General features: G+C 69.9%; 17 protein-coding genes and 1 tRNA gene. 12 read left to right on the top strand and 6 right to left on the bottom strand.

Annotation, left to right across the window (positions count from 1 at the left end; genetic code table 11):
* The first annotated feature begins 18 nt into the window (after positions 1–18).
* The 4 genes from HQQ79_RS14005 to HQQ79_RS13990 all read left to right on the top strand — a co-directional run bounded on the left by HQQ79_RS14005 (position 19) and on the right by HQQ79_RS13990 (position 3,624).
* Entirely contained in the window at positions 19–912 is an 894-nt protein-coding gene (locus HQQ79_RS14005; RefSeq protein WP_035808970.1) for a carbohydrate ABC transporter permease, read from the top strand.
* A 26-nt stretch (positions 913–938) separates the two neighbouring features.
* Positions 939–2,312, top strand: coding sequence for a sugar ABC transporter substrate-binding protein (locus HQQ79_RS14000; protein WP_214524401.1), 1,374 nt, complete (start codon positions 939–941; stop codon positions 2,310–2,312).
* Between the two features lie 124 nt (positions 2,313–2,436).
* On the top strand, positions 2,437–2,907 hold the full coding sequence (locus HQQ79_RS13995) for a BLUF domain-containing protein (RefSeq protein ID WP_051596847.1): 471 nt from the start codon (positions 2,437–2,439) through the stop codon (positions 2,905–2,907).
* A gap of 108 nt (positions 2,908–3,015) precedes the next feature.
* A complete protein-coding gene (locus HQQ79_RS13990) occupies positions 3,016–3,624 on the top strand; it encodes a ScbR family autoregulator-binding transcription factor (protein WP_173035037.1) in 609 nt (202 codons plus the stop codon).
* A gap of 43 nt (positions 3,625–3,667) precedes the next feature.
* Here HQQ79_RS13990 and HQQ79_RS13985 read toward each other — a convergent pair whose 3' ends face one another.
* The 3 genes from HQQ79_RS13985 to HQQ79_RS13975 all read right to left on the bottom strand — a co-directional run bounded on the left by HQQ79_RS13985 (position 3,668) and on the right by HQQ79_RS13975 (position 6,555).
* Entirely contained in the window at positions 3,668–4,096 is a 429-nt protein-coding gene (locus HQQ79_RS13985) for a BLUF domain-containing protein (RefSeq protein WP_173035035.1), read from the bottom strand.
* Between the two features lie 76 nt (positions 4,097–4,172).
* Positions 4,173–5,327, bottom strand: a complete 1,155-nt coding sequence (locus HQQ79_RS13980; protein ID WP_173035033.1) for an AI-2E family transporter — start codon at positions 5,325–5,327, stop codon at positions 4,173–4,175.
* Positions 5,328–5,337: 10 nt separating this feature from the next.
* Positions 5,338–6,555, bottom strand: a complete 1,218-nt coding sequence (locus tag HQQ79_RS13975) for an MFS transporter (RefSeq protein ID WP_173035031.1) — start codon at positions 6,553–6,555, stop codon at positions 5,338–5,340.
* A 68-nt stretch (positions 6,556–6,623) separates the two neighbouring features.
* Between HQQ79_RS13975 and HQQ79_RS13970 the strand changes: the two genes are divergently transcribed.
* The 3 genes from HQQ79_RS13970 to HQQ79_RS13960 are packed head-to-tail and all read left to right on the top strand — an operon-like array spanning position 6,624 to position 8,686.
* On the top strand, positions 6,624–7,370 hold the full coding sequence (locus tag HQQ79_RS13970) for an MSMEG_4193 family putative phosphomutase (RefSeq protein ID WP_138804073.1): 747 nt from the start codon (positions 6,624–6,626) through the stop codon (positions 7,368–7,370).
* A 33-nt stretch (positions 7,371–7,403) separates the two neighbouring features.
* Positions 7,404–7,931, top strand: a complete 528-nt coding sequence (locus HQQ79_RS13965; RefSeq protein WP_027466105.1) for a DUF3090 domain-containing protein — start codon at positions 7,404–7,406, stop codon at positions 7,929–7,931.
* Positions 7,928–8,686 carry an SCO1664 family protein gene (locus HQQ79_RS13960; RefSeq protein WP_173035029.1) on the top strand — a complete coding sequence of 253 codons (759 nt, stop codon included), beginning with the start codon at positions 7,928–7,930 and terminating at the stop codon, positions 8,684–8,686. The genes HQQ79_RS13965 and HQQ79_RS13960 overlap by 4 nt, the downstream gene beginning before the upstream one ends.
* 70 nt (positions 8,687–8,756) lie before the next feature.
* Here HQQ79_RS13960 and HQQ79_RS13955 read toward each other — a convergent pair whose 3' ends face one another.
* Together HQQ79_RS13955 and HQQ79_RS13950 are read right to left on the bottom strand one after the other, a co-directional pair.
* Positions 8,757–10,775, bottom strand: a complete 2,019-nt coding sequence (locus HQQ79_RS13955) for a VWA domain-containing protein (RefSeq protein ID WP_216852518.1) — start codon at positions 10,773–10,775, stop codon at positions 8,757–8,759.
* Positions 10,768–12,153 carry an AAA family ATPase gene (locus tag HQQ79_RS13950; protein WP_173035027.1) on the bottom strand — a complete coding sequence of 462 codons (1,386 nt, stop codon included), beginning with the start codon at positions 12,151–12,153 and terminating at the stop codon, positions 10,768–10,770. The genes HQQ79_RS13955 and HQQ79_RS13950 overlap by 8 nt, the downstream gene beginning before the upstream one ends.
* Before the next feature lie 255 nt (positions 12,154–12,408).
* Between HQQ79_RS13950 and HQQ79_RS13945 the strand changes: the two genes are divergently transcribed.
* From HQQ79_RS13945 to HQQ79_RS13925, 5 genes are all read left to right on the top strand, one after another.
* Positions 12,409–13,818: an MFS transporter gene (locus tag HQQ79_RS13945; RefSeq protein ID WP_173035340.1), complete on the top strand. Its 1,410-nt coding sequence runs from the start codon at positions 12,409–12,411 to the stop codon at positions 13,816–13,818.
* Positions 13,819–13,987: 169 nt separating this feature from the next.
* The gene (locus tag HQQ79_RS13940) at positions 13,988–14,668 is read left to right on the top strand and encodes a GntR family transcriptional regulator (protein WP_173035025.1); all 681 of its coding nucleotides are present in this window, start codon (positions 13,988–13,990) and stop codon (positions 14,666–14,668) included.
* A 201-nt stretch (positions 14,669–14,869) separates the two neighbouring features.
* On the top strand, positions 14,870–16,165 hold the full coding sequence (locus HQQ79_RS13935; protein WP_254066263.1) for an LCP family protein: 1,296 nt from the start codon (positions 14,870–14,872) through the stop codon (positions 16,163–16,165).
* A gap of 501 nt (positions 16,166–16,666) precedes the next feature.
* Positions 16,667–16,756: transfer RNA gene (locus tag HQQ79_RS13930), tRNA-Ser, on the top strand.
* Between the two features lie 315 nt (positions 16,757–17,071).
* Positions 17,072–18,313 carry a site-specific integrase gene (locus HQQ79_RS13925; RefSeq protein WP_173035021.1) on the top strand — a complete coding sequence of 414 codons (1,242 nt, stop codon included), beginning with the start codon at positions 17,072–17,074 and terminating at the stop codon, positions 18,311–18,313.
* Between the two features lie 544 nt (positions 18,314–18,857).
* Here HQQ79_RS13925 and HQQ79_RS13920 read toward each other — a convergent pair.
* Positions 18,858–19,163, bottom strand: a complete 306-nt coding sequence (locus HQQ79_RS13920) for a lactococcin 972 family bacteriocin (protein WP_254066308.1) — start codon at positions 19,161–19,163, stop codon at positions 18,858–18,860.
* Positions 19,164–19,288 lie beyond the last annotated feature (125 nt).

Raw genomic sequence — 19,288 nt, 5'->3', positions numbered from 1 at the left:
ACGTCCCGCCCGCCGCGGATGGGGGCCGGCCACCGTCGTCGCCCGTCGCTCGGCCGCGTGCTCGCCTGGGTCGCGATGATCCTCGTCATCGTCGTCACCCTGTTCCCGTTCTACTGGATCCTGCGCACCGCGCTGTCGTCGAACACCGCGATCAACTCCGACCCCACCTCGCTGCTGCCCGTCGGGTTCAGCCTGGGCGGGTTCGAGCGGGTCTTCGGCCTGCAGTCCACCGAAGAGGCGTTGGCCCAGGGCGGCTCCGGCGCCGCGCTGAACTTCTGGCGGTACCTGCTCAACTCGATCCTGGTGTCGACGCTCGTCACCGTCGGCCAGGTGTTCTTCTCGGCAGCGGCCGCCTACGCCTTCGCCCGGCTGCGCTGGCCCGGTCGCGACAAGGTGTTCGGGGTGTTCCTGGCCGGGCTGATGGTCCCCGCGATCTTCACGCTGCTGCCGAACTTCACGCTCATCAAGCAGCTCGGGCTCGTCGACAACCTGCTCGGCATCGCCCTGCCGACGATGTTCATGACCCCGTTCGCGGTGTTCTTCCTGCGGCAGTTCTTCCTCGGCATCTCGAAGGAGGTCGAAGAGGCGGCGCTCATCGACGGCGCGGGCAAGGTCCGCGTGTTCTTCCGGCTCGTCATCCCGATGGCGGCGGCCCCGATCGCCACCCTCGCCGTGCTGACGTACATCACGAGCTGGAACGACTACTTCTGGCCGCTCATGGTGTCGTACACCGACAGCTCGCGGGTGCTGACCGTCGCGCTCGGCGTCTTCAAGTCGCAGACCCCGCAGTCCGGCACCGACTGGGCCGGGCTCATGGCCGCGACCCTGGTGGCGGCGCTCCCGATGATCCTGCTGTTCGGCGTCTTCGCCAAGCGGATCGTCAACTCCATCGGCTTCTCCGGGATCAAGTGACCCGGCGCTCGGACAGGACGAACACCATGACGAACCAACTGACCCGCCGCACGCTCTTCGCCGGCGGTGCCTCCGCCCTGGCCCTCGGCGCGCTCGCCGCCTGCTCGTCGCCCGGTCGCCGCACGACGAACCGGTCGGGTGCGCGCACCGTGAGCTACTGGCTCTGGGACGCCAACCAGCAGCCCGCGTACCAGGCCGTCGCCGACGCGTTCCACCGCGCGAACCCGGACATCACCGTGAAGATCACCCAGCTCGGGTGGAACGACTACTGGACCAAGCTCACCGCGGGCTTCATCGCCGGCACCGCGCCCGACGTCTTCACCGACCACCTGACGAAGTTCCCGCAGTACGCCGACCTCGACGTGCTCTACAAGCTCGACGAACTCGACGCCACGAAGGGCATCCGTGACGACGACTACCAGTCCGGGCTCGCCGAACTGTGGAAGGGCCAGGACGGCCACCGCTACGGCTCCCCGAAGGACTGGGACACCGTCGCGATGTTCTACGACAAGAAGGCGATGGCGAAGGCCGGGGTCTCCGCCGAGGAACTCGGGTCGCTCGCGTGGAACCCGGACGACGGCGGCACGTTCGAGCGGATGCTCGCGCGGCTGACGGTGGACTCGAAGGGCCGACGCGGCGACGAGGACGGCTTCGACAAGGACGACGTCGCCGTCTACGGCATCTCGTCGAACGGCTCGGGCGGCGACGGCTTCGGACAGACCCAGTGGTCGCCGTTCACCGGATCGGTCGACTGGTTCTACACGAACGAGAACCCGTGGGGCGACCGGTTCCGCTACGACGAGCGGGTCGTGCAGGACACCCTCGCCTGGTACTACCGGCTGGCCGAGAAGGGCTACATGGCGAAGTACGGGGTGTTCTCCACCACGACCGGGCCCGAGGTCCAGCTCGGCGCCGGCAAGTGCGCGCTGTCCTTCAACGGCTCGTGGATGATCGGTTCGTACCTCGGCATGGAGGACCTCGACGTCGCGGTCGCCCCGACGCCGATCGGCCCGTCGGGTCACCGTGCGTCGATGTTCAACGGGCTCGGCGACTCGATCACGAAGCAGGCGAAGGACCCCGAGGCCGCCGCGAAGTGGGTGGCGTTCCTGGGCAGCGACGAGGCGCAGCGGATCGTCGGCGAGAGCGGGATCGTGTTCCCCGCTCGTCCCGCGGGCACCGAGGCCGCGGTGGCGTCGTTCCGGAAGCGCGGGCTCGACGTCTCGGCGTTCACCCGGCAGGTCGAGGAGGACACCACGTTCCTGTTCCCGGTCACGAAGAACCCCGCCGACGTGCAGGCCCTGCTGCAGCCCGCCTTCGACGACGTCTACGCGAACGGCAAGCCGATCTCGACGCTGACCGGGGTCAACGAACAGGTCAACAACCTGCTCGCCCTCACCTGATCGAAACCCGAGACCCGAGACCCGACACCCTGAACCCCACCCGTCGTCCGCATGCCGCACCCTCCGGTGCGGTGTGCGGACGACGCGTTGACCGTGCCGCCGACCACGTTCCAGACTGCAGGGGATGACTTCGCTCACCTCCCTCGTCTACATGTCCGTCGCCGTCGACGACCTGACCGACGACCAGCTGGTCGCCATGCTGCGTGAGGCGCGGCTCCGCAACCACGCGCTCGGCGTCTCCGGGCTCCTGCTCGCCAAGGGCGGCCGCTTCATGCAGGTGCTCGAGGGTCCGGTCTGGAGCGTCGAGGACCGCTTCGCCGCGATCGAGCGCGACCCGCGGCACACCGGCGTGAAGTCGCTGTCGCGTGAGTCCATCAGCACGCGTCGGTTCGACGGCTGGGCGATGGCGTTCGGCAGCCCGACCGGGGACGAGCTCCGTGACGAGCCCGGGTTCAGCACCTTCCTCAGCGACCGCACCGGTCTGCCGACCGGGGTGGCGGGCACGCCCGCCGACTGGCTGCTCCGCTGGTTCCGTGGCCGCGACCTGCAGGACCTGCCCGAGGAGCGCATCACGCTCGGCCGGCACGCGGCCTGATGCGCACCACCCCTCGGACCGCCGGCACGCGGCCTGAGACGGACCACCCCTCGGACTGGAGGCGCGGTGCCAGCTGGCACCGTCCCTCCAGACTGTGAGACTGGTCACGTGGAACGACGTGAGCAGATCCTGGTGGCCGCGGCGGAGGAGTTCGACCGCGTCGGCTTCGCCGGCGCGACCATCGCGAGCATCGCGCGCACGGCGGGCGTCTCGCAGGGCACGCTGCACTTCCACTTCCCGACGAAGCTCGCCCTGGCGCTCGGCGTCATCGGCGAGCAGAACGCCCGCACCTTCGACGTCGTCAGCCACACCGACAGCTCGCCGGTCGCCGCGCTGATCGGAGCGTCGCACGGCATCGCCGACCTGCTCCGGACCGACCCGATCGTGCGGGCGGGCATCCGGCTGTCGCTGGAGCGCGGCGAGTTCCAGACCGCGACGCTGAGCTTCTACGAGCAGTGGATCGGCGGGATCGTCGACGTGTTCCGGTTGGCGGTCGCGAGCGGGGAACTCCGCACGGACCTGACCGCGGAGCAGCTCGGATCGACGGTGGTGCCCTACTTCACCGGCGTGCAGCTCGTGTCCGACGTCCGGACGCGGCGCACCGACCTGATGCCGGCGGTGGCGACGATGTGGCGGGTGGTGATCGCGGCGACGGCGGACCCGAAGCACCGCGACCGGCTGCTCGCCGTCGTCGAGGACGCGTTCGGCACCGACTGAACCGCTGGGTACGGCGCGGGCGGAGTGCGTCGCTGCCGGCGGGTCAGAGGTCGTGCAGCTCGCGGTCGCGGAACCACTTCAGCAGCCAGGCCGCACTGGTCCGGTCGAACGAGCGCGGGAAGTCCATCGTGCCGGACAGGAAGGGACTGAAGCCCTCCTCGGAGCGGACGTCCGAGTCGTCGAGCGCGCGGTAGGCCATCGACCAGCCGTCGAACCGTCGGCGCTCGATGTCCTCGCGCACCAGCGACTTGACCTCACCGTGACGGCGGTCCTTCGCGATCACGTCGTACCGGTCCTGCACGCTCCACGCCGGCCCCTCGAGCAGCTGCATGAACCGACCGCCCTTGGCGAGCAGGAGCCCGGAGACCCCGAGCGCTTCGTTGCGCAGCCGGGACTCCGCGAGCAGCACCGCCATGGCCTGGTCGTCGAAGGGGACGACGGCACGGCTCATGTAGACGATGGAGACGAGCACTCCTCCATCCTGCTGGGTGGAAGGCCGCTGCGCGAAGCGGATGTCCGCAACGCGCCCCGCGGATCGGCGCCGCGGATCAGCCCTGCGGCAGCTCGTGCGCGGTGACGTCCTCGTTGCGCTTCTTCCGCCACGGTCGTGCCGGGGTGTTCGGGCCGTCCCACACCAGGATCGCGCCCCAGGCCGCGGCGATCAGCGGCACCGAGATGATCGCGCCGGTGATGCCGGCGAGGACGGTGCCGGCGGTCAGCCCGATCAGGATGACGAGGCCGTGCAGCTTGAGGGTGCGACCCATCAGGACCGGCTGCAGGAAGTTGCCCTCGAGCTGGTTCACGACGATCACGATGCCGATCACGATGAGGGCCTGCACCGGGCCGAGGGCCACGAGCGCGACGAGGGCGGCGAGGATGCCGGCCGCGGTGGCACCGACGATCGGGATGAACGCCGTGATGAACACGATGACGGCCAGCGGCAGGGCGAGGGGGACGCCGACGATCGCGATGCTGACACCGATGCCGATCGCGTCGACGGCAGCGACGGTGGCCGTACCGCGGACGTACCCGCCGAGGGTCGAGACGACCCGGTCGCCGACGCGACGTGCTCGGGCGTAGCGCTCACCGGTGAAGGGGCGGAGCAGGAACTCCCAGATGCTCGGGCCGTCCTTCAGGAAGAAGAACAGCACGACGATCATCAGGACGAGCCCGGTCAGGAAGTTCGCGGTGGCCGAAGCACCGGCGAGGGCACCGGAGCCGAACTGCGCGCTCGTGACGAAGTCGGAGGCCGACGCGACAGCGTCGTCGATCTGCTTGTCGGAGATCGAGAACGGCAGGGTCTTCGCGAAGGTCTGCAGCTGCTCGAACCCGTCGACGGCGGACTTCTGCAGCTGTGACCACTGGTTCTCGACCGCGACGACGATGAGCCAGCCAATCAGGCCCAGGACCGCGAGGACGCCGATGAGCACCGCGAGGGTGGCTACCACCGACGGCACCCGGTGCTTGCGGAGCCACGACACCACGGGGTGCATGGCCGACGCGATGATGAGCGCGAGGAGCACGGGGATCGTGACGACGCTCAGGATGTTGCTCGCCCAGACGATGCCGGCGACGACCACCACGACGACGATGAGCTGCAGGCAGCGGGTCGCGAGGTGCCCCGCGGAGTCGGACCACGCGGCCTGGACCCTGGACGGAGCGGCTGGGGTGATCGGGCGCGGAGCGTCGCGGAAGAACGGCATGCCCGAGACGCTACCGACCGGACGGCCGACGCGCCGGTTCCGCCGGCTCGATCGTCCGCCCGGTGTCCCGTCCCCGCGTCGCCGGGGCGACCACGAACGCCGCGACCAGCAGGGCCAGGGGCACGAGCATCGCCGTCTGCAGGCCGAGGTGCTCCCCGACGAAGCCGAGCAGCGGCGGCCCCACCAGGAACGCGATGTACCCGGCAGTAGCCACCACCGACACCCGGCGGTCGCCGTCGGTGGGGTGGTCGCCCGCGGCGGAGATCGACAGCGGGAACCCGAGGGCGATGCCGAGCCCCCAGACGCCGGCGGCGGCCGCGGTGACCACCGGACTCGGTGACAGCACGACGAGCAGGACCCCCACCGCACCGACCGCCGCACAGACCCGGACGACCGGGGCGCGACCGAACCGGGCGACGAGCGGTGTGCCGGCCGCGCGACCGATGAGCATGGCGAGGGCGAACCCGGTGAACACGAGGGACCCGACCGACTCTGGGGCGTCGTGGTCGGTGGTCATCAGCAGCGGGAGCCAGTCGCTCGCGGCACCTTCGGCGAAGGCCATCGCGAGGGTGATCACGGCGATCATGGCGAGCTGCACGGTGAGGACGGAGCGGCGGGCTCCCCGACGGGTGCCGCGGGCATCGGCCGGTGCATCGGTCGGTGCCTCATGGGGCACCGGCCGCAGGTTCAGCGCCGCGAACACCGCCAGCGCGGCCATCACCGCGGCGCCGACGAGCAGGTGCACCCGGACCGGGGTCCCCGCCGCCGTCATGGCGATGCCGACGACCCCGCCGACCACGCTGCCGAGGCTGAAGCAGGCGTGCAGCACCGGCACGACCGGTCGTTCGATCTGCCGTTCGACCGCGGCGGCCTCGACGTTCAGCCCGATCTCGGCGACTCCCGCCCCGAAGCCGATCAGGAACAGCCCGACCCAGACCCCGGCGGCGACCTGTGCCGGGGCGAGCAGCGCGACGAGCACCATGCCGACGACGGGCAGCGCGCCCCCGAGCAGGATGAGCGGGCGGTTGCCGAGCCGCCGCACCAGGGCCCCAGCGCCGAGGATCCCGATCATCGACCCGATCGACAGCCCGAGCAGGACGAGGCCCATCGCCTCGATCGAGGCGCCGAGCTCGTCGCGGATCGCGGGCGTCCGGGTGATCCACGTCGCGATCCCGAACCCGGTCACCGTCGACGTGGCGAAGAGTGCGAGTCGATGCCGCCCGGCCATGCCCCCATCTGATCGGTCCCCGGGCGGCCCGTCAAGGGCGACCGCGTCCCGCGCCTAGGATCGGGCGCATGGCGACCGTCCTCCTCGTCCGTCACGGACGCACCACCGCGAACGCCACCGGCGTCCTGGCCGGACGCACCGCCGGCGTGCGACTCGACGCCGTCGGCCGCACCCAGGCCGAGCGGACCGCGGAGCGCATCGCCGCGGTGCCCGTCGTCGCCGTGGTGTCGAGTCCGCTCGAGCGCTGCCGGCAGACCGCCCGCGCGATCCTGGACCGGCAGACGGACGGGCAGACGGACCGGCAGACCGGTGCACCCGCCTCGCTGATCGAGCGGGCCATCACCGAAGCCGACTACGGGCAGTGGCAGGGCCGGAAGCTCGCCGACCTGGCGAAGGAGCCCCTCTGGCGCACGGTGCAGGCGAACCCGAGCGCCGTCGTGTTCCCCGGTGGTGAGTCCATGCAGACGATGCAGTCCCGGGCCGTCGCGGCCGTCCGTCGCATCGACGCCGAGGTCGAGGCGGAGCACGGGCCCGGAGCCGTCTGGGTCGCGGTGAGCCACGGCGACATCATCAAGAGCGTCCTCGCCGACGCGTTCGGCATGCACCTGGACCTGTTCCAGCGCATCGGCGTCGGCCCGGCCTCGGTGTCCGTCGTGCGCTACGGCGAGCACCGCCCCGAGGTCGTCGCGACGAACACCGAGTCCGGTGACCTGTCCTGGCTGCGCACCGCCCCGGCACCCAGCGGGGACGCCGCGGTCGGCGGCGGCGCGGGCAACCCGGCACCCGACGCGCCTGCGGGTCCTGCCCGACCCTGAACGGCCGGAGCCGAGCGCTCCTACAATGCGGGTATGCCCACCATCGTCCACGGCTTCGACTGGCCGGACCGCCTCGTCGTCGGCACCATCGGCCGTCCGGGTGAGCGCGCCTTCTACATCCAGGCCCGCTCCGGTCGGCGCGTCACCAGCGTCGCGCTCGAGAAGGAGCAGACCGCCGTGCTCGCCGACAAGATCGACGAGCTCCTCGACGAGGTCGCGACCGTCGACGACAACCGCTTCAGTGTGCCGCCGTCGGTGCCTGCCGAGCTCCGCGACCCGGAGCCCCTCGACCAGCCCGTCGAGGCCGAGTTCCGCGCCGGAGCCCTGAGCCTGGGCTTCGACCCGGCCACCGCGCAGGTCGTCATCGAGGCGTACCCGATCGACGACGAGGTCGAGATCGTGTCCGAGGAGAGCGAGGACGGCATCGAGATCGAGGCCGTCGTCGAGATCCCCGAGCCCGCCGAGCTGTTCCAGGTGAAGATCCCGGTCGGCACCGCCCGGGCCTTCGTCGAGCGCACGCGCGAGGTCGTCGCCGCCGGTCGTCCGCCCGGCGACGCATGAGCGACGGCTCGCTCTCCGTCCGGGCGCGCATCCGTGAGGCGTCCAACGCCACCTTCCTCGGCGAACTCGACGGTGCGACCGTCGTCTACAAGCCCATCGAGGGCGAGCGCCCGCTGTGGGACTTCCCGGACGGCACGCTCGCCGGCCGCGAGATCGCCGCGCACCTGGTCTCCGAGGCGTTCGGCTGGGCGGTCGTGCCGCCCACGTGGATGGGTGACGGTCCGTTCGGGCCCGGCATGGTGCAGCGCTGGCAGGACGTCGACCCCGAGCAGGACGCCGTCGACCTGGTGACGCCGGAGCTCGCCGAGGCAGCGGGTTCGCCCTGGCTGCCCGTGCTCGAGGCGATCGACGAACACGACCAGCCCGTCACGCTCGTGCACGAGGACTCCGAGGCCCTGCGCCGGATGGCCGTCTTCGACGTCGTCGTGAACAACGCCGACCGCAAGGGCGGGCACGTGCTGGCGATGCCCGACGGCCACCGCTTCGGCGTCGACCACGGGCTCACCTTCCACGTCGAGCACAAGCTCCGGACGGTCCTGTGGGGCTGGATCGGGGAGCCCCTCGGGCCGGACGAGCTCGAGGGCCTCGACCGCGTGTCCGAAGCCCTGCGCGGTGGTCTCGGCGACGAGCTCGCCGAGCACCTGACGGACGAGGAGATCGACACGCTCCGGGCGCGCTGCGCGGCCCTGCGTGCCGTCGGGATCTTCCCGCCGCCGCCCGGTCACGGCCCCGCCGTGCCCTGGCCACTGTTCTAGACGCACCCGACAACGGACGGGAGGCCCGTGGCGGTCTCGCCACGGGCCTCCCGTCCGTTTCGTGTGGGCTTCAGAGCCCCCAGTCGTCGCGGAAGAGCGCGCCACCGGCCCCGCGACGCGAGCCGAGGTACGACCCGACCACGGCGACCCCGAGGTCGTCGTTCTCCGGTGCCACGACGCTGCCGTCCACGCGCTTCGCCATCGCGTCGATGAACCGGGCGAGCCCCGGGTCCTCGCCGAGCCGGAAGAACGTCGTCTGGGCGCCGAGGCGTCCGGCGTTCTCGAGCTCCCGCACGGTCAGCGCGATCGTCACCGGGTCGGGTGGGTAGTCGAACCAGACCTGCCCGTTCGGCTCGAGGTGCGACGTCGGCTCGCCGTCGGTGACGATGAGGAGCACCGGTTGGGCCGTGGGGTGCTTGCGGAAGTGCCGGTTGGCGAGCAGCAGGGCGTGGTGCAGGTTCGTGCCCTTGTCCCACATCGCGTCGAGACCGACGAGCTGTTCGACGTCCATCACCTCGGCCTCGCGACCGAAGGCGATGAGCTGCAGGTCGTCGCCGCGGAACCGGGTCGACACCAGGGTGTGCAGCGCGAGGGCGGTGCGCTTCATCGGCACCCAGCGGTCCTCCATCGCCATCGAGAACGACGTGTCGACGAGCAGCGCGACGCAGGCCTGGGTGCGTGCCTCGGTCTCCTGCACCTCGACGTCCTCGATGCTCAGGTGCACGCCCGCACCCTGTCGACCGCTGGCCGCCGTCCGCACCACGGCGTTCGTGATTGTGCGGGGGATGTCCCACGGCTCGGTGTCACCGAACGCCCACTGCCGCGACGCCCCCGAGGGTTCGCCCGCGGCGCCCGAGCGACGGAGGTCCCGCGCGCCCTGCCGACCGGACATCCGCTGGGCGACGTCCTTGAGCAGGCTCTTGCCGAGCTGCCGCATCGCCTTCGGGGTGAGCCGGAGCTGCCCGTCGGCTCCGCGGCGCATCGCCCCGGAGTTCCGGAGCGCCTGCTCGAGGCGCTGCAGGGTCTTCGCGTCGACCGCCGCCTCGTCGCCGAGCTGCCGGGACAGCGCGTCGAGGTCCAGGTCGTCGAGCTCCGAGCCCGGCCCGGACTGGGCGAGCTGGTCGGCGAGGGCGTCGAGGTCCGCGATGTCCTGGAACACCCCGGTGCCGTCGCCCAGCCCGAGGCCCTGTTCGCCCTCCATGCGCTCGGATCCGCCCCAGTCCTCGCCGGGACGCAGCGCGCGCAGGGTGCCGTCGAGCTGGGACAACTGCCCCATCAGGTCGGGGGAGCCGAAGGCCTGCTGGGCGAGGGCGTCGAGTTCGTCCCGCTGCTCCTGGGTCATCGAGTTCCGCATGCGCTGTGCTGCGGCCGCGCGGGCTGCGAGGTCGTCGAGCAGCTCGTCGACGTTCGCAGGGTTCGACGGGAAGTACTCCCCGTGCTGGTCCATGAAGTCGTCGAACTGCTGCCGGGTGTCCTCGCCGCGGGCGTGCGCCTCGAGCAGGGCGTTGAGGTCCTGCATCATCGCGCTGACCGCGGCCCGGTCCTGGTCGGTGGCACCCTCGAGCGCCTGCTTCATGCCGGCGAAGCGCTGGTCGAGCACCTCGCGGCCGAGCAGGTCCTTGATCTCGTCGTACTTCTGGCGCGCGGTCGGGCTCGTCCAGTCGTAGCCGCCGAGTTCCTGCACCGCGGCGGCGGGGGAGGGCGACAGGCTGTCGAGCTGCAGTTCGGCCAGGGCCCGGTCGCCGTCGTCGAGGTCGACGTTGCGGGCGAGCTCCCCGCGCTCGGCGAGCAGCGCCTGGTCCAGGAGCTCGCGCACCTGCTGCAGGGTGCCGTCGAGGTTGTTCCTGCTCGTCAGCTCACGGCGGCGCTCGGCCACCCGTCGGGCCAGGTCGTCGAGACCGCGCTGCGTCCGGCCGCCGCGCCGCAGGAACTCCCGCATCGCACGCTCGGGCGACGTGCCGCCCATCACGTCCTGCCCGATGGCGTCGAGCGCCTCGGCCAGGTCGACCGGGGCGGCGAGCGGGTCGGGTCCGTCGGTGTACCGGCCGTACCGGGTGTCGCGCGTCAGGCGCCGGTTCTGCCTAGCCATAGACGGCTTCGCCTCCGCCGGACTCCTTGCTGATGCGCCGGGCCAGGAACAGGCCCTCGAGGGCGAGTTCGATCGCGCCGGCGCGTTCGCCGTCGTTCGTGGCACCCATCCGGTCGCACACCTGGTCGTACAGGTCGGACTCGCCGATCGACGGCAGGCCTTCGAGGAACGCCCGGGCGCTGACCTGCTCGCCCGTGGTCACCATCGTTCCGCCGTCGAGCGCGTCCACGAGCACCGCGAAGTCGAGACCCTTGAACCGGGAGCGCACGGTCTCGGCGGTCGCGGTGCGGAGCAGGTGCTCGAGGACCTCGTCGGCCCGGTCCTCTTCGCCGTTCTCGAACTCGATCTTGCCGCCGAGGACGTCCACCGCGGTCTCGAGGTCGATCGGCCGCGCGACCGCCTCGTTCTCACCCTGGCGTGCTGCGCGGTGCACCGCGGCGGCGGACACCGTCTCGGCACCGGCGATCGCGAACCGGGCGCTCACACCGCTGCGCTGGTCGACGGCGCTCGAACCACGCAGTGCGCGGGTGAACCGGGCGAGGATCTCGATCAGGGCGTCGGGGACCTCGGCCGTCAGCTGGGCCTCCTGCCGGATGACGGCGATCTCGTCGTCGAGCTCGATCGGGTAGTGCGTGCGGATCTCGGCGCCGAAGCGGTCCTTCAGCGGCGTGATGATCCGGCCGCGGTTCGTGTAGTCCTCGGGGTTCGCGCTCGCCACGACGAGCACGTCGAGCGGCAGACGCAGCACGTAGCCGCGGATCTGGACGTCGCGCTCCTCCATCACGTTGAGCATCGCGACCTGGATGCGTTCGGCCAGGTCGGGCAGCTCGTTGATCGCGACGATGCCACGGTGCCCACGGGGGACGAGCCCGAAGTGGATGGTCTCCGGATCGCCCAGGCTGCGGCCCTCGGCGACCTTCATCGGGTCGACGTCGCCGATCAGGTCGGCGACGCTCGTGTCCGGTGTCGCGAGCTTCTCGACGTAGCGGTCGTCGCGGTGCCGCCAGCTGATCGGCAGGGCGTCGCCGAGGTCGTCGGCACGCCGGATGCTCGCGGTGGTGATCGGTTCGTACGGGTGCTCGCCGAGCTCGGAGCCGGTGATGACCGGTGTCCACTCGTCGAGCAGGCCCTGCAGGGTGCGGAGCAGCCGGGTCTTGCCCTGGCCGCGCTCGCCGAGCAGGACCACGTCGTGGCCGGCGATCAGGGCGCGTTCGAGCTGGGGGATGACGGTGGTCTCGAAGCCGTGCAGGCCGGGCCACGGATCGGTGCCCTGGCGCAGGGCGGTGAGCAGGTTGTCGCGGATCTCGGCGCGGACCGTCTTCTGGACGTGACCAGAGGTGCGGAGCTCGCCGACCGTGCGGATGTCAGGTCGGGTCACGTTCTGGACGTTACGCCTTGTCGGACGGGAGGCCCGTGGCGGGGCCCGCCACGGGCCTCCCGTCCGTCCGCTTGTGGGTTTCCATCGCACTTGCGATCATTGAGATCCCGGCGACGGAGCCGGATTCGAAGTAGGGGGATCCGGCTCCGCCCCCGGTTCCTCGTTCCGCATCTGAACCACATCGGCGATCTCGGCGTACGGTCCCATCTCGTGAGCAGCGCGAACGCAACCATCAAGAGCCTGGTGCCCGCCAGGATGGACCGCTTGCCGTGGACCCGGTTCCACTGGAGCGTCGTCGTCGGACTCGGCGTGTCCTGGATCCTCGACGGTCTCGAGATCCAGATCGTGTCGAACGCGGGCTTCCAGGCGGACCTGAACCTGTCCACGCAGCAGGTGACGTCCCTCGGCACGATCTACCTGGTCGGCCAGGTCGTCGGTGCCCTGGTGTTCGGGCGCATGTCCGACCGGTTGGGGCGCCGCAAGCTGTTCATCCTGACGCTTGCGATCTACCTGGTCGGTTCGGGCATCGCGGGCCTCGCGCAGGACTTCTGGTTCCTGGCGGCCTTCCGCTTCGTCGCGGGGTTGGGCATCGGCGGTGAGTACGCGGCGATCAACTCGGCGATCGACGAGCTCATCCCGGCGAAGTACCGCGGGCACGTCGACATCGCCATCAACGGCACGTACTGGGGCGGCGCGGCACTCGGCGCGTTCGCGAACATCTACCTGCTCGACACGTCCTACTTCGCCGAGAACGTCGGCTGGCGCATCGGGTTCTTCCTCGGCCCGGTGCTCGGCATCGCGATCATCTTCCTGCGACGGCACATCCCGGAGAGTCCGCGGTGGCTGATGACGCACGGGCGCGAGGAAGAGGCCGAGGCCACCGTCTCCCGCATCGAGGAGTCTGTGGAGAAGGCGACCGGCAAGCCCCTGCCGGAGGTCGACCAGTCGAAGGCGATGACCGTCACGCCGACCGACCGCGTCGGGTTCCTCGCCATCGCGCGCGTGCTGCTGAAGCAGTACCCGACCCGCACGCTCGTCGGCGCGACGATGATGATCACGCAGGCGTTCCTGTACAACGCGATCTTCTTCACCTACGCCCTGGTCCTGACGAACTTCTTCGGACTGAAGACGGCGGAGACGGCGGTCTACTTCTTCCCGTTCGCGATCGGCAACCTGCTCGGCCCGATCATCCTGGGGCGCTTCTTCGACACCTGGGGTCGTCGCCAGATGATCTTCCTGACGTACCTGGTGTCCGGCCTCGTGCTCGCCACGTCGGCGTTCCTGTTCCGGGCCGACGCGATCTCGGCGACGGTGCAGGTCGCGTTCTGGTGCGTCTCGTTCTTCTTCGCCTCGGCCGGTGCGTCGAGCGCCTACCTGACCGTCAGCGAGATCTTCCCGCTCGAGCTGCGGTCGCAGGCCATCTCGTACTTCTTCGCTCTGGCGCAGATCTTCGGTGCGGTCGCGCCGGCCATCTACGGCGCCTTCATCGGTGACGGGTCGTCGCGGGAGCCGCTGTTCTGGGGGTACCTGCTCGGATCCGCGGTGATGATCGGCGGCGGCGTGGTGGCCCTGATCTTCGGGGTCGACGCCGCGCGGAAGGGGCTGGAGGACGTCACCCAACCGCTCTCGGTGCTCACCGGGGACGCGAAGTCCGACCGGAGGTGAGCCTGGCGGCGGCGGCCTGACATTCTGTATTCAGAGTGTTTAGCGCCGCCGTCGCAGCGCTGTCACTGTGCGTGCATGGCACTCCTCCACAGCACGACACCGGCGACCACGATCCACGGCAGCGACCGCCCTCGCCTCGGGGGTGCCGCCCGTGCGTGAACCTGGGGTGATGGAGCACACCCCCACCCGAGCCAGCGCCGACGGCATCGATCCCCACGGCCTGCGCCGCAGTCTGCTGCGCGACGCGGTGTTCCTGCGACTGCTCGACAACGTCCTGCGGGGGGAGTACCGCCGCGGACAGCGGCTGCGGCTCGACACCCTCGCATCGGACATGCGGGTGTCGCGCACACCGGTGCGCGAAGCCCTCGTGACCCTCGAGTCCCTGCAGCTGGCCAGCGTGCAGCGGTACGTCGGGGTCGTGATCTCGCACTGGTCGGTCGACCAGATGATCGAGCGCCTGCGGATCGCCCAGGCCCTGCTCGTCGATCCGCCGTCGACCTCCGTGGGGTACCAGGACCGGTTCGACAAGGCGTGGCTGCGCGAGTGCTGGACCGAAGCCGGTGCCTTCGTCGAACTCGGGGCCTGGTACCTGCGGCGCCGCGGGTCGTCGGTCAGCGGTGACTGGTTGCTGTCGCAGCGCATCGTGCTCGACATGTTCTTCACCGACGACGTCGCCCTGGCCAACGGGATCGATGCGGTGGTCGACCGGCGACGAAGGGTCGAGATCGTCGAGCGGGCCGCGGACGCCGCGGAGCGAGACGCCCTCGACGACTGCGCCGCGGCGCTCCTCGACCTGTCGTCGGCCCTGGTCGCGCTGCCGGACCGCTTCCGGGTGGTCGTGTCGGCCTGAACCGGCGGCGGCTGCGGATCCGCTCAGGTCCGTGTCCGCCGCCGTGGTCCGCAGGTCCCGCCGCCGCGCAGTGCGCGGTCGCGGCGCCCCTCGCACTGGATCGTCAGGCAACGTCGTGGCAGCCTTGACCGGTTGCCGTCCCCGGCGTGTCCACCGACGACAGGAGTGCCCGTGAACGACGTCCGCGATCGATCCCACCGCTTGAACCGAGCACCCGGGATCGCACGGCACGGACGTCTGCGGCGCTCGAGCCCCCTCGCGACCGCTGCCAAGACAGTGTCCGCCGTCGTCGCAGTGGCCCTGGTGAGCTCGGTCTCGGTGACGGCGATCGCGGCGAAGCAGGTCACGGACGACCTCGGTGAGGGTGTCGCGATCCAGGGCCAGCCCGCACCGCAGGCGCAGGGCGGTGCGAAGCCGCTCAGTGCCTTCAAGGGCGGGTTCAACATGCTCGTCGTCGGCACCGACAACGACCCGGACCAGAGCGCGGCGTTCGGGGAGCGTGACGCGACCCTCAATGACGTCAACATCCTGCTGCACGTCTCGGCCGACCACACCAACGCGACCGCGGTGAGCATCCCGCGCGACCTCGTCACGCCGATACCGGCCTGCAAGAAGACCGACGGGACGGGCACGGCCCCGGCGATGGCCGCGCAGCCGATCAACACCTCGTTCGGCGAGGGGGGCCTGAACTGCGTCACGCAGACGGTCGCCGGGCTGACCGGACTCGACATCCAGTACTCGGCGGCGGTGTCCTTCAAGGGTGTCATCGAGATGTCGAACGCGATCGGCGGCGTGCCCGTCTGCGTCGCCCAGCCGATCACCGACTCGTACACCGGGTTGAACCTGCCCGCCGGTACCTCGACCCTGCAGGGTGACGAGGCCCTGGCGTTCCTGCGCACCCGGCACGGGGTCGGCGACGGGTCGGACCTCGGTCGGATCTCCAGCCAGCAGGTGTTCCTGTCGTCGCTGCTCCGCACCGTGAAGTCGAACGACACCCTTGGTTCGCCGGCCCGCCTGTACAAGCTGGCCCGGGCGGCGGCGTCGAACATGCAGCTGTCCCAGAGCCTGAACGACATCGGGACGATGGTGCAGATGGGCCTGGCGCTCCGGGACCTGCCGCTGGCGCAGGTGAACTTCGTGCAGTACCCGGGCACCACGGGCGGCACCGGTGTCTACGAGGGCAAGGTCGAGCCGACGACGTACTTGGCCGACCGGCTGTTCGCGAAGATCAAGGCCGGCCAGTCGTTCTCCCTCGGGGCGGACAGCACGGGCATCGGGTCCGAGACGAGTCCGACGCAGCCGAGTCCGACGCAGCCGACCGCGGCGCCCTCGTCGCCAGCGGCTGCGCCGGCGCCCGCGACCCCAGCGACCCCCGCGACGCCGGCAGCGCCGTCGTCCGCCGCGCCGCGCACCCCCTCGGCGACGCCCGAGACCATCGACGGACTCGAGGGGCAGTCCGCCGACCAGCAGACCTGCTCCAAGGCGTTCGGGTACTGAGGCGCGGCGCGGGGGCTGCGACTGGCCCCTCGCCCCTTTCGCGAAAGCGACAGTCTGCCGCCGAACATCCGCGGCACTCTGTCGCCCTGGCGCCAGTGACGGCCGAGCTCGGCGGCGCAGTGTCGCTTTCGTGGGCCCACCCGTTGCCGTGCGTGCGTGCGCCGGAACGTCAGCAGTGCACCCGCCCCGAACGCAGAAACGGGGGCGCGGTGGTGGGCCGCGCCCCCAGGGGAGTCGCTCCCCGCCGGGCGCCACGCGATCGGGCGCGCCGGGCCCGCACGGGGAACGACGTCGGGTGCTGTGTCGCGACGACGGGGACGAGCCCCGGAACGTGATTGCCGCGTCCCGATGATGCTATGCAGTGGGGTACGCCCCGACAACCCCCACGTGTCCCCACTTCGGGGGACCGAGTATGACGGGTCGTGCCACGCGCGGGCGTGCGTCGGGTCGAGAGTGGCGCGGTCCTCCTGTATGGTGGTCGCAGCGCTCGCGAGAGTGCTTGGAGACGTCGCATAGTCCGGCCGAGTGCACCACCCTGCTAAGGTGGAGTCCCCTTTGAGGGGACCGAGGGTTCAAATCCCTCCGTCTCCGCACTAGGCAAGTTGTCGAATCGCCGGGTATCGGGTTCACGAATGAGCGGGCCGGATCCCCGGCGTGACGGCGATGTTGCCCCTCTGTTCTCAGCCTCTTCGCTCGCCGACTTTGATCGAAGCGGGGCTGCGGCGATTGAATCTGATGCCGCTTGATGCCTCTGTCTGTGGGGCTGCAGGGGTGGTGCTGGCGGTGTGCGCCCCAACCGTAGCGTGGTTGACCCTCGCCTCGTCATGGCGCGTTCGCGGGTTTGGTGCCGTTGCGTCTGTCGTGAGAACTCGCACCCTTCGAGTGACGCCTAGGCTCTTTGGTGTCATGGGAACTGATCAGGATCCGGCGCCGGCGCCGGCGGCGATCGCCGCGGCGATTGAGAACTACCGTCCGCAGGCCGTGTCTGAGCACTGGACGGTTACGGGCGGCGCTTTCGCGCGTGCTGCGGTCATGAAGGCGAAGCCGACGACGACCGCCGACGCTTACCGGCTGATGTACAACGTTGCGCCGCTCGTGATGTGGGCGCATGCGCAGGATCTGCCGGAGAACGTTGAAGCCGTGTTCACGCCGGACCGGTTGGATGAGTATCTCTCGACGGGGGACCGGCGGGAGTGGGTTTCGAATACGCATGTGGTTGCTCGGTGGGCGATTACTCGTGTGGGGCGTGCTGCGACTCCTCGTGCGCCGTGGAAGGTTCGTGTTGCCGCGCCGAAGGACGAGAAACTGAGTGCGCCCTACTCGTCTGCGCAGGTTGATTGGTTCCGGGAAGTAGCTGCGACGCAAGCGACGGTGCGGAGGTCGCGTTACATGCGAGCGGCGTTGGCACTGCATCACGGTGCGGGCTTGGAACACAACGAGTTGCGATTCGTCGATGCGTCGGACATTGAGTGGCGTGACGGCTTCTTCGTGGTGCGTGTCACGGAGAAGCACACGGTGAAGAGTCGGATGCCGAATCGGGTGATTGCAGTCGACTCGGCCTATGCGCAGCCGCTGCGTGAACTGCTGATTGAAGCGCGCGGGGAGACGCTTGCTCACGCTTCGAGCGGGTCGGCAACCTATGACCCGCTGAAGGTGATTCGGCGGGAAATTGAAGTTCCCGAGGCGTTGCCTTCGTTTGATCCGCGGCGGCTTCGGAACACGTGGCTGGTGAACATGTTGAATCGGCGTGTTCCGCTGCGGGCGATCTTGACTGCTGCAGGGTTGCAGACGTTGGACTTGCCCCTGCTGCTCCCCGCGCTACATGACGACGATGACCACCTCAGTCTCTCGGCGATGGCGGATGTCACCCGCGAGGCCAGCCCCGGCGAGGCCTCTGTGAGTTGCGTCGGCACGGTCGAACTTGCCGACCCCGTGCCTGCCTCGCTCCTCGCCGCACAATTGAAGTGGGACTCGGGACCGCGCCGGATCCTCTATCGCGCGAGCAGAACCAGGCAGATGGACCCGGAGATGCTGCACGCCAGGACGAGCGCGATCGCACTCACAGTGAAGGCTCACCCCCCTGATGTGCTCCGGAGGCCCAGAGTGCTGACGGCGTACCCGATGGCCTCGTCGAACCCGGTCGGCTGAAGCCGAGTGCACAGTTCCGCACCGGCCGATCCGCGGACAACCTTGCGATGGTCCGAGCCAACGATCCGATGGGTTACGTCCAAGACGACAGCCTCGACTCCATCCGCAGCACTCCGATTCACCGTGGTGTTGCAACGAGGAACGGGTGACGCACGGGCAAGCCATCCAGTAGTCGACCTTGGGTATGAGGCTCCGAGCAGCCCATGCGCGTCAACGTCCGTTCCGCCTTCTTTGGCTTCTCCAGCTGAGCGATCGGCCATTAGCCGCCGGCACCTGAGCCACAGGCAGCAACTCGCTAGCCCCCTGATCGTTGACGCAACGTAATACGCCCCTGATCGTCGACGCAACGCACTAGGCCCCTGCGCTCGTCATCAGTGCGACTGCGGCAAGACGCTTCTGCCATCCGGCCGCGGGAGCCACACTCTGGACGCTTGACGGTACTCACTTACGCGACGCGGTTGGGTCCTCGCTCTTATTTCGATCTGCGTCGTTTTCGGAAACGGAGGGGCGGCCGGGGAGTTCCCCGGCCGCCTCTCAGCGGTGACTAAAGAACGTTCCAGTAGGCGTGACCCGTCGACGCAGACGAAGTCATGCTCACCTTCGCCCATTTGCCGTCTTCGACAGCCTTCTTGTTGCAGGTCACCATCACCCCACCAGCTTTACCGTTGCAGACCGTAGCCGTGTGGAACTTGGTCTTGTGGTAATAGTGTGAGTAGTCCTTCCCGCTGTCCTGACCCCAGTTCCACAGGCCGCCCCCCACTTTCTCGCTGTGCTGGGCTGCCTGGGCCGTCGCCGGCACGGCCAGCATCGCCCCAGCGACCAACGCGGTGGCAACCGCCATGAACTTCATCTTGATCACAAGATGCCCCTTCTCGATGCATGGGACGGCACCCCTTGCCGTACACTCCATGTCTGTCGCCAACGTACCTGCGCAATCGTCAAGAGTCAATACGGGCGGCCCGATATCAGACGTGT

Origin of the sequence: Curtobacterium sp. VKM Ac-2852 (genome assembly GCF_013205045.1) — a bacterium.
Classification (GTDB): Bacteria; Actinomycetota; Actinomycetes; order Actinomycetales; family Microbacteriaceae; genus Curtobacterium; species Curtobacterium flaccumfaciens.
This window is presented reverse-complemented; position numbering and strand designations above follow the sequence as displayed.

Bases quoted from the DNA above. Each gene is read 5' to 3' on its own strand.
- HQQ79_RS14005 (WP_035808970.1), top strand. From the start codon at position 19: ATGGGGGCCGGCCACCGTCGTCGCCCGTCGCTCGGCCGCGTGCTCGCC.
- HQQ79_RS14000 (WP_214524401.1), top strand. From the start codon at position 939: ATGACGAACCAACTGACCCGCCGCACGCTCTTCGCCGGCGGTGCCTCC.
- HQQ79_RS13995 (WP_051596847.1), top strand. From the start codon at position 2,437: ATGACTTCGCTCACCTCCCTCGTCTACATGTCCGTCGCCGTCGACGAC.
- HQQ79_RS13980 (WP_173035033.1), bottom strand. From the start codon at position 5,327: ATGCCGTTCTTCCGCGACGCTCCGCGCCCGATCACCCCAGCCGCTCCG.
- HQQ79_RS13975 (WP_173035031.1), bottom strand. From the start codon at position 6,555: ATGGCCGGGCGGCATCGACTCGCACTCTTCGCCACGTCGACGGTGACC.
- HQQ79_RS13970 (WP_138804073.1), top strand. From the start codon at position 6,624: ATGGCGACCGTCCTCCTCGTCCGTCACGGACGCACCACCGCGAACGCC.
- HQQ79_RS13965 (WP_027466105.1), top strand. From the start codon at position 7,404: ATGCCCACCATCGTCCACGGCTTCGACTGGCCGGACCGCCTCGTCGTC.
- HQQ79_RS13960 (WP_173035029.1), top strand. From the start codon at position 7,928: ATGAGCGACGGCTCGCTCTCCGTCCGGGCGCGCATCCGTGAGGCGTCC.
- HQQ79_RS13955 (WP_216852518.1), bottom strand. From the start codon at position 10,775: ATGGCTAGGCAGAACCGGCGCCTGACGCGCGACACCCGGTACGGCCGG.
- HQQ79_RS13945 (WP_173035340.1), top strand. From the start codon at position 12,409: ATGGACCGCTTGCCGTGGACCCGGTTCCACTGGAGCGTCGTCGTCGGA.
- HQQ79_RS13940 (WP_173035025.1), top strand. From the start codon at position 13,988: ATGGAGCACACCCCCACCCGAGCCAGCGCCGACGGCATCGATCCCCAC.
- HQQ79_RS13925 (WP_173035021.1), top strand. From the start codon at position 17,072: ATGGGAACTGATCAGGATCCGGCGCCGGCGCCGGCGGCGATCGCCGCG.
- HQQ79_RS13920 (WP_254066308.1), bottom strand. From the start codon at position 19,163: ATGAAGTTCATGGCGGTTGCCACCGCGTTGGTCGCTGGGGCGATGCTG.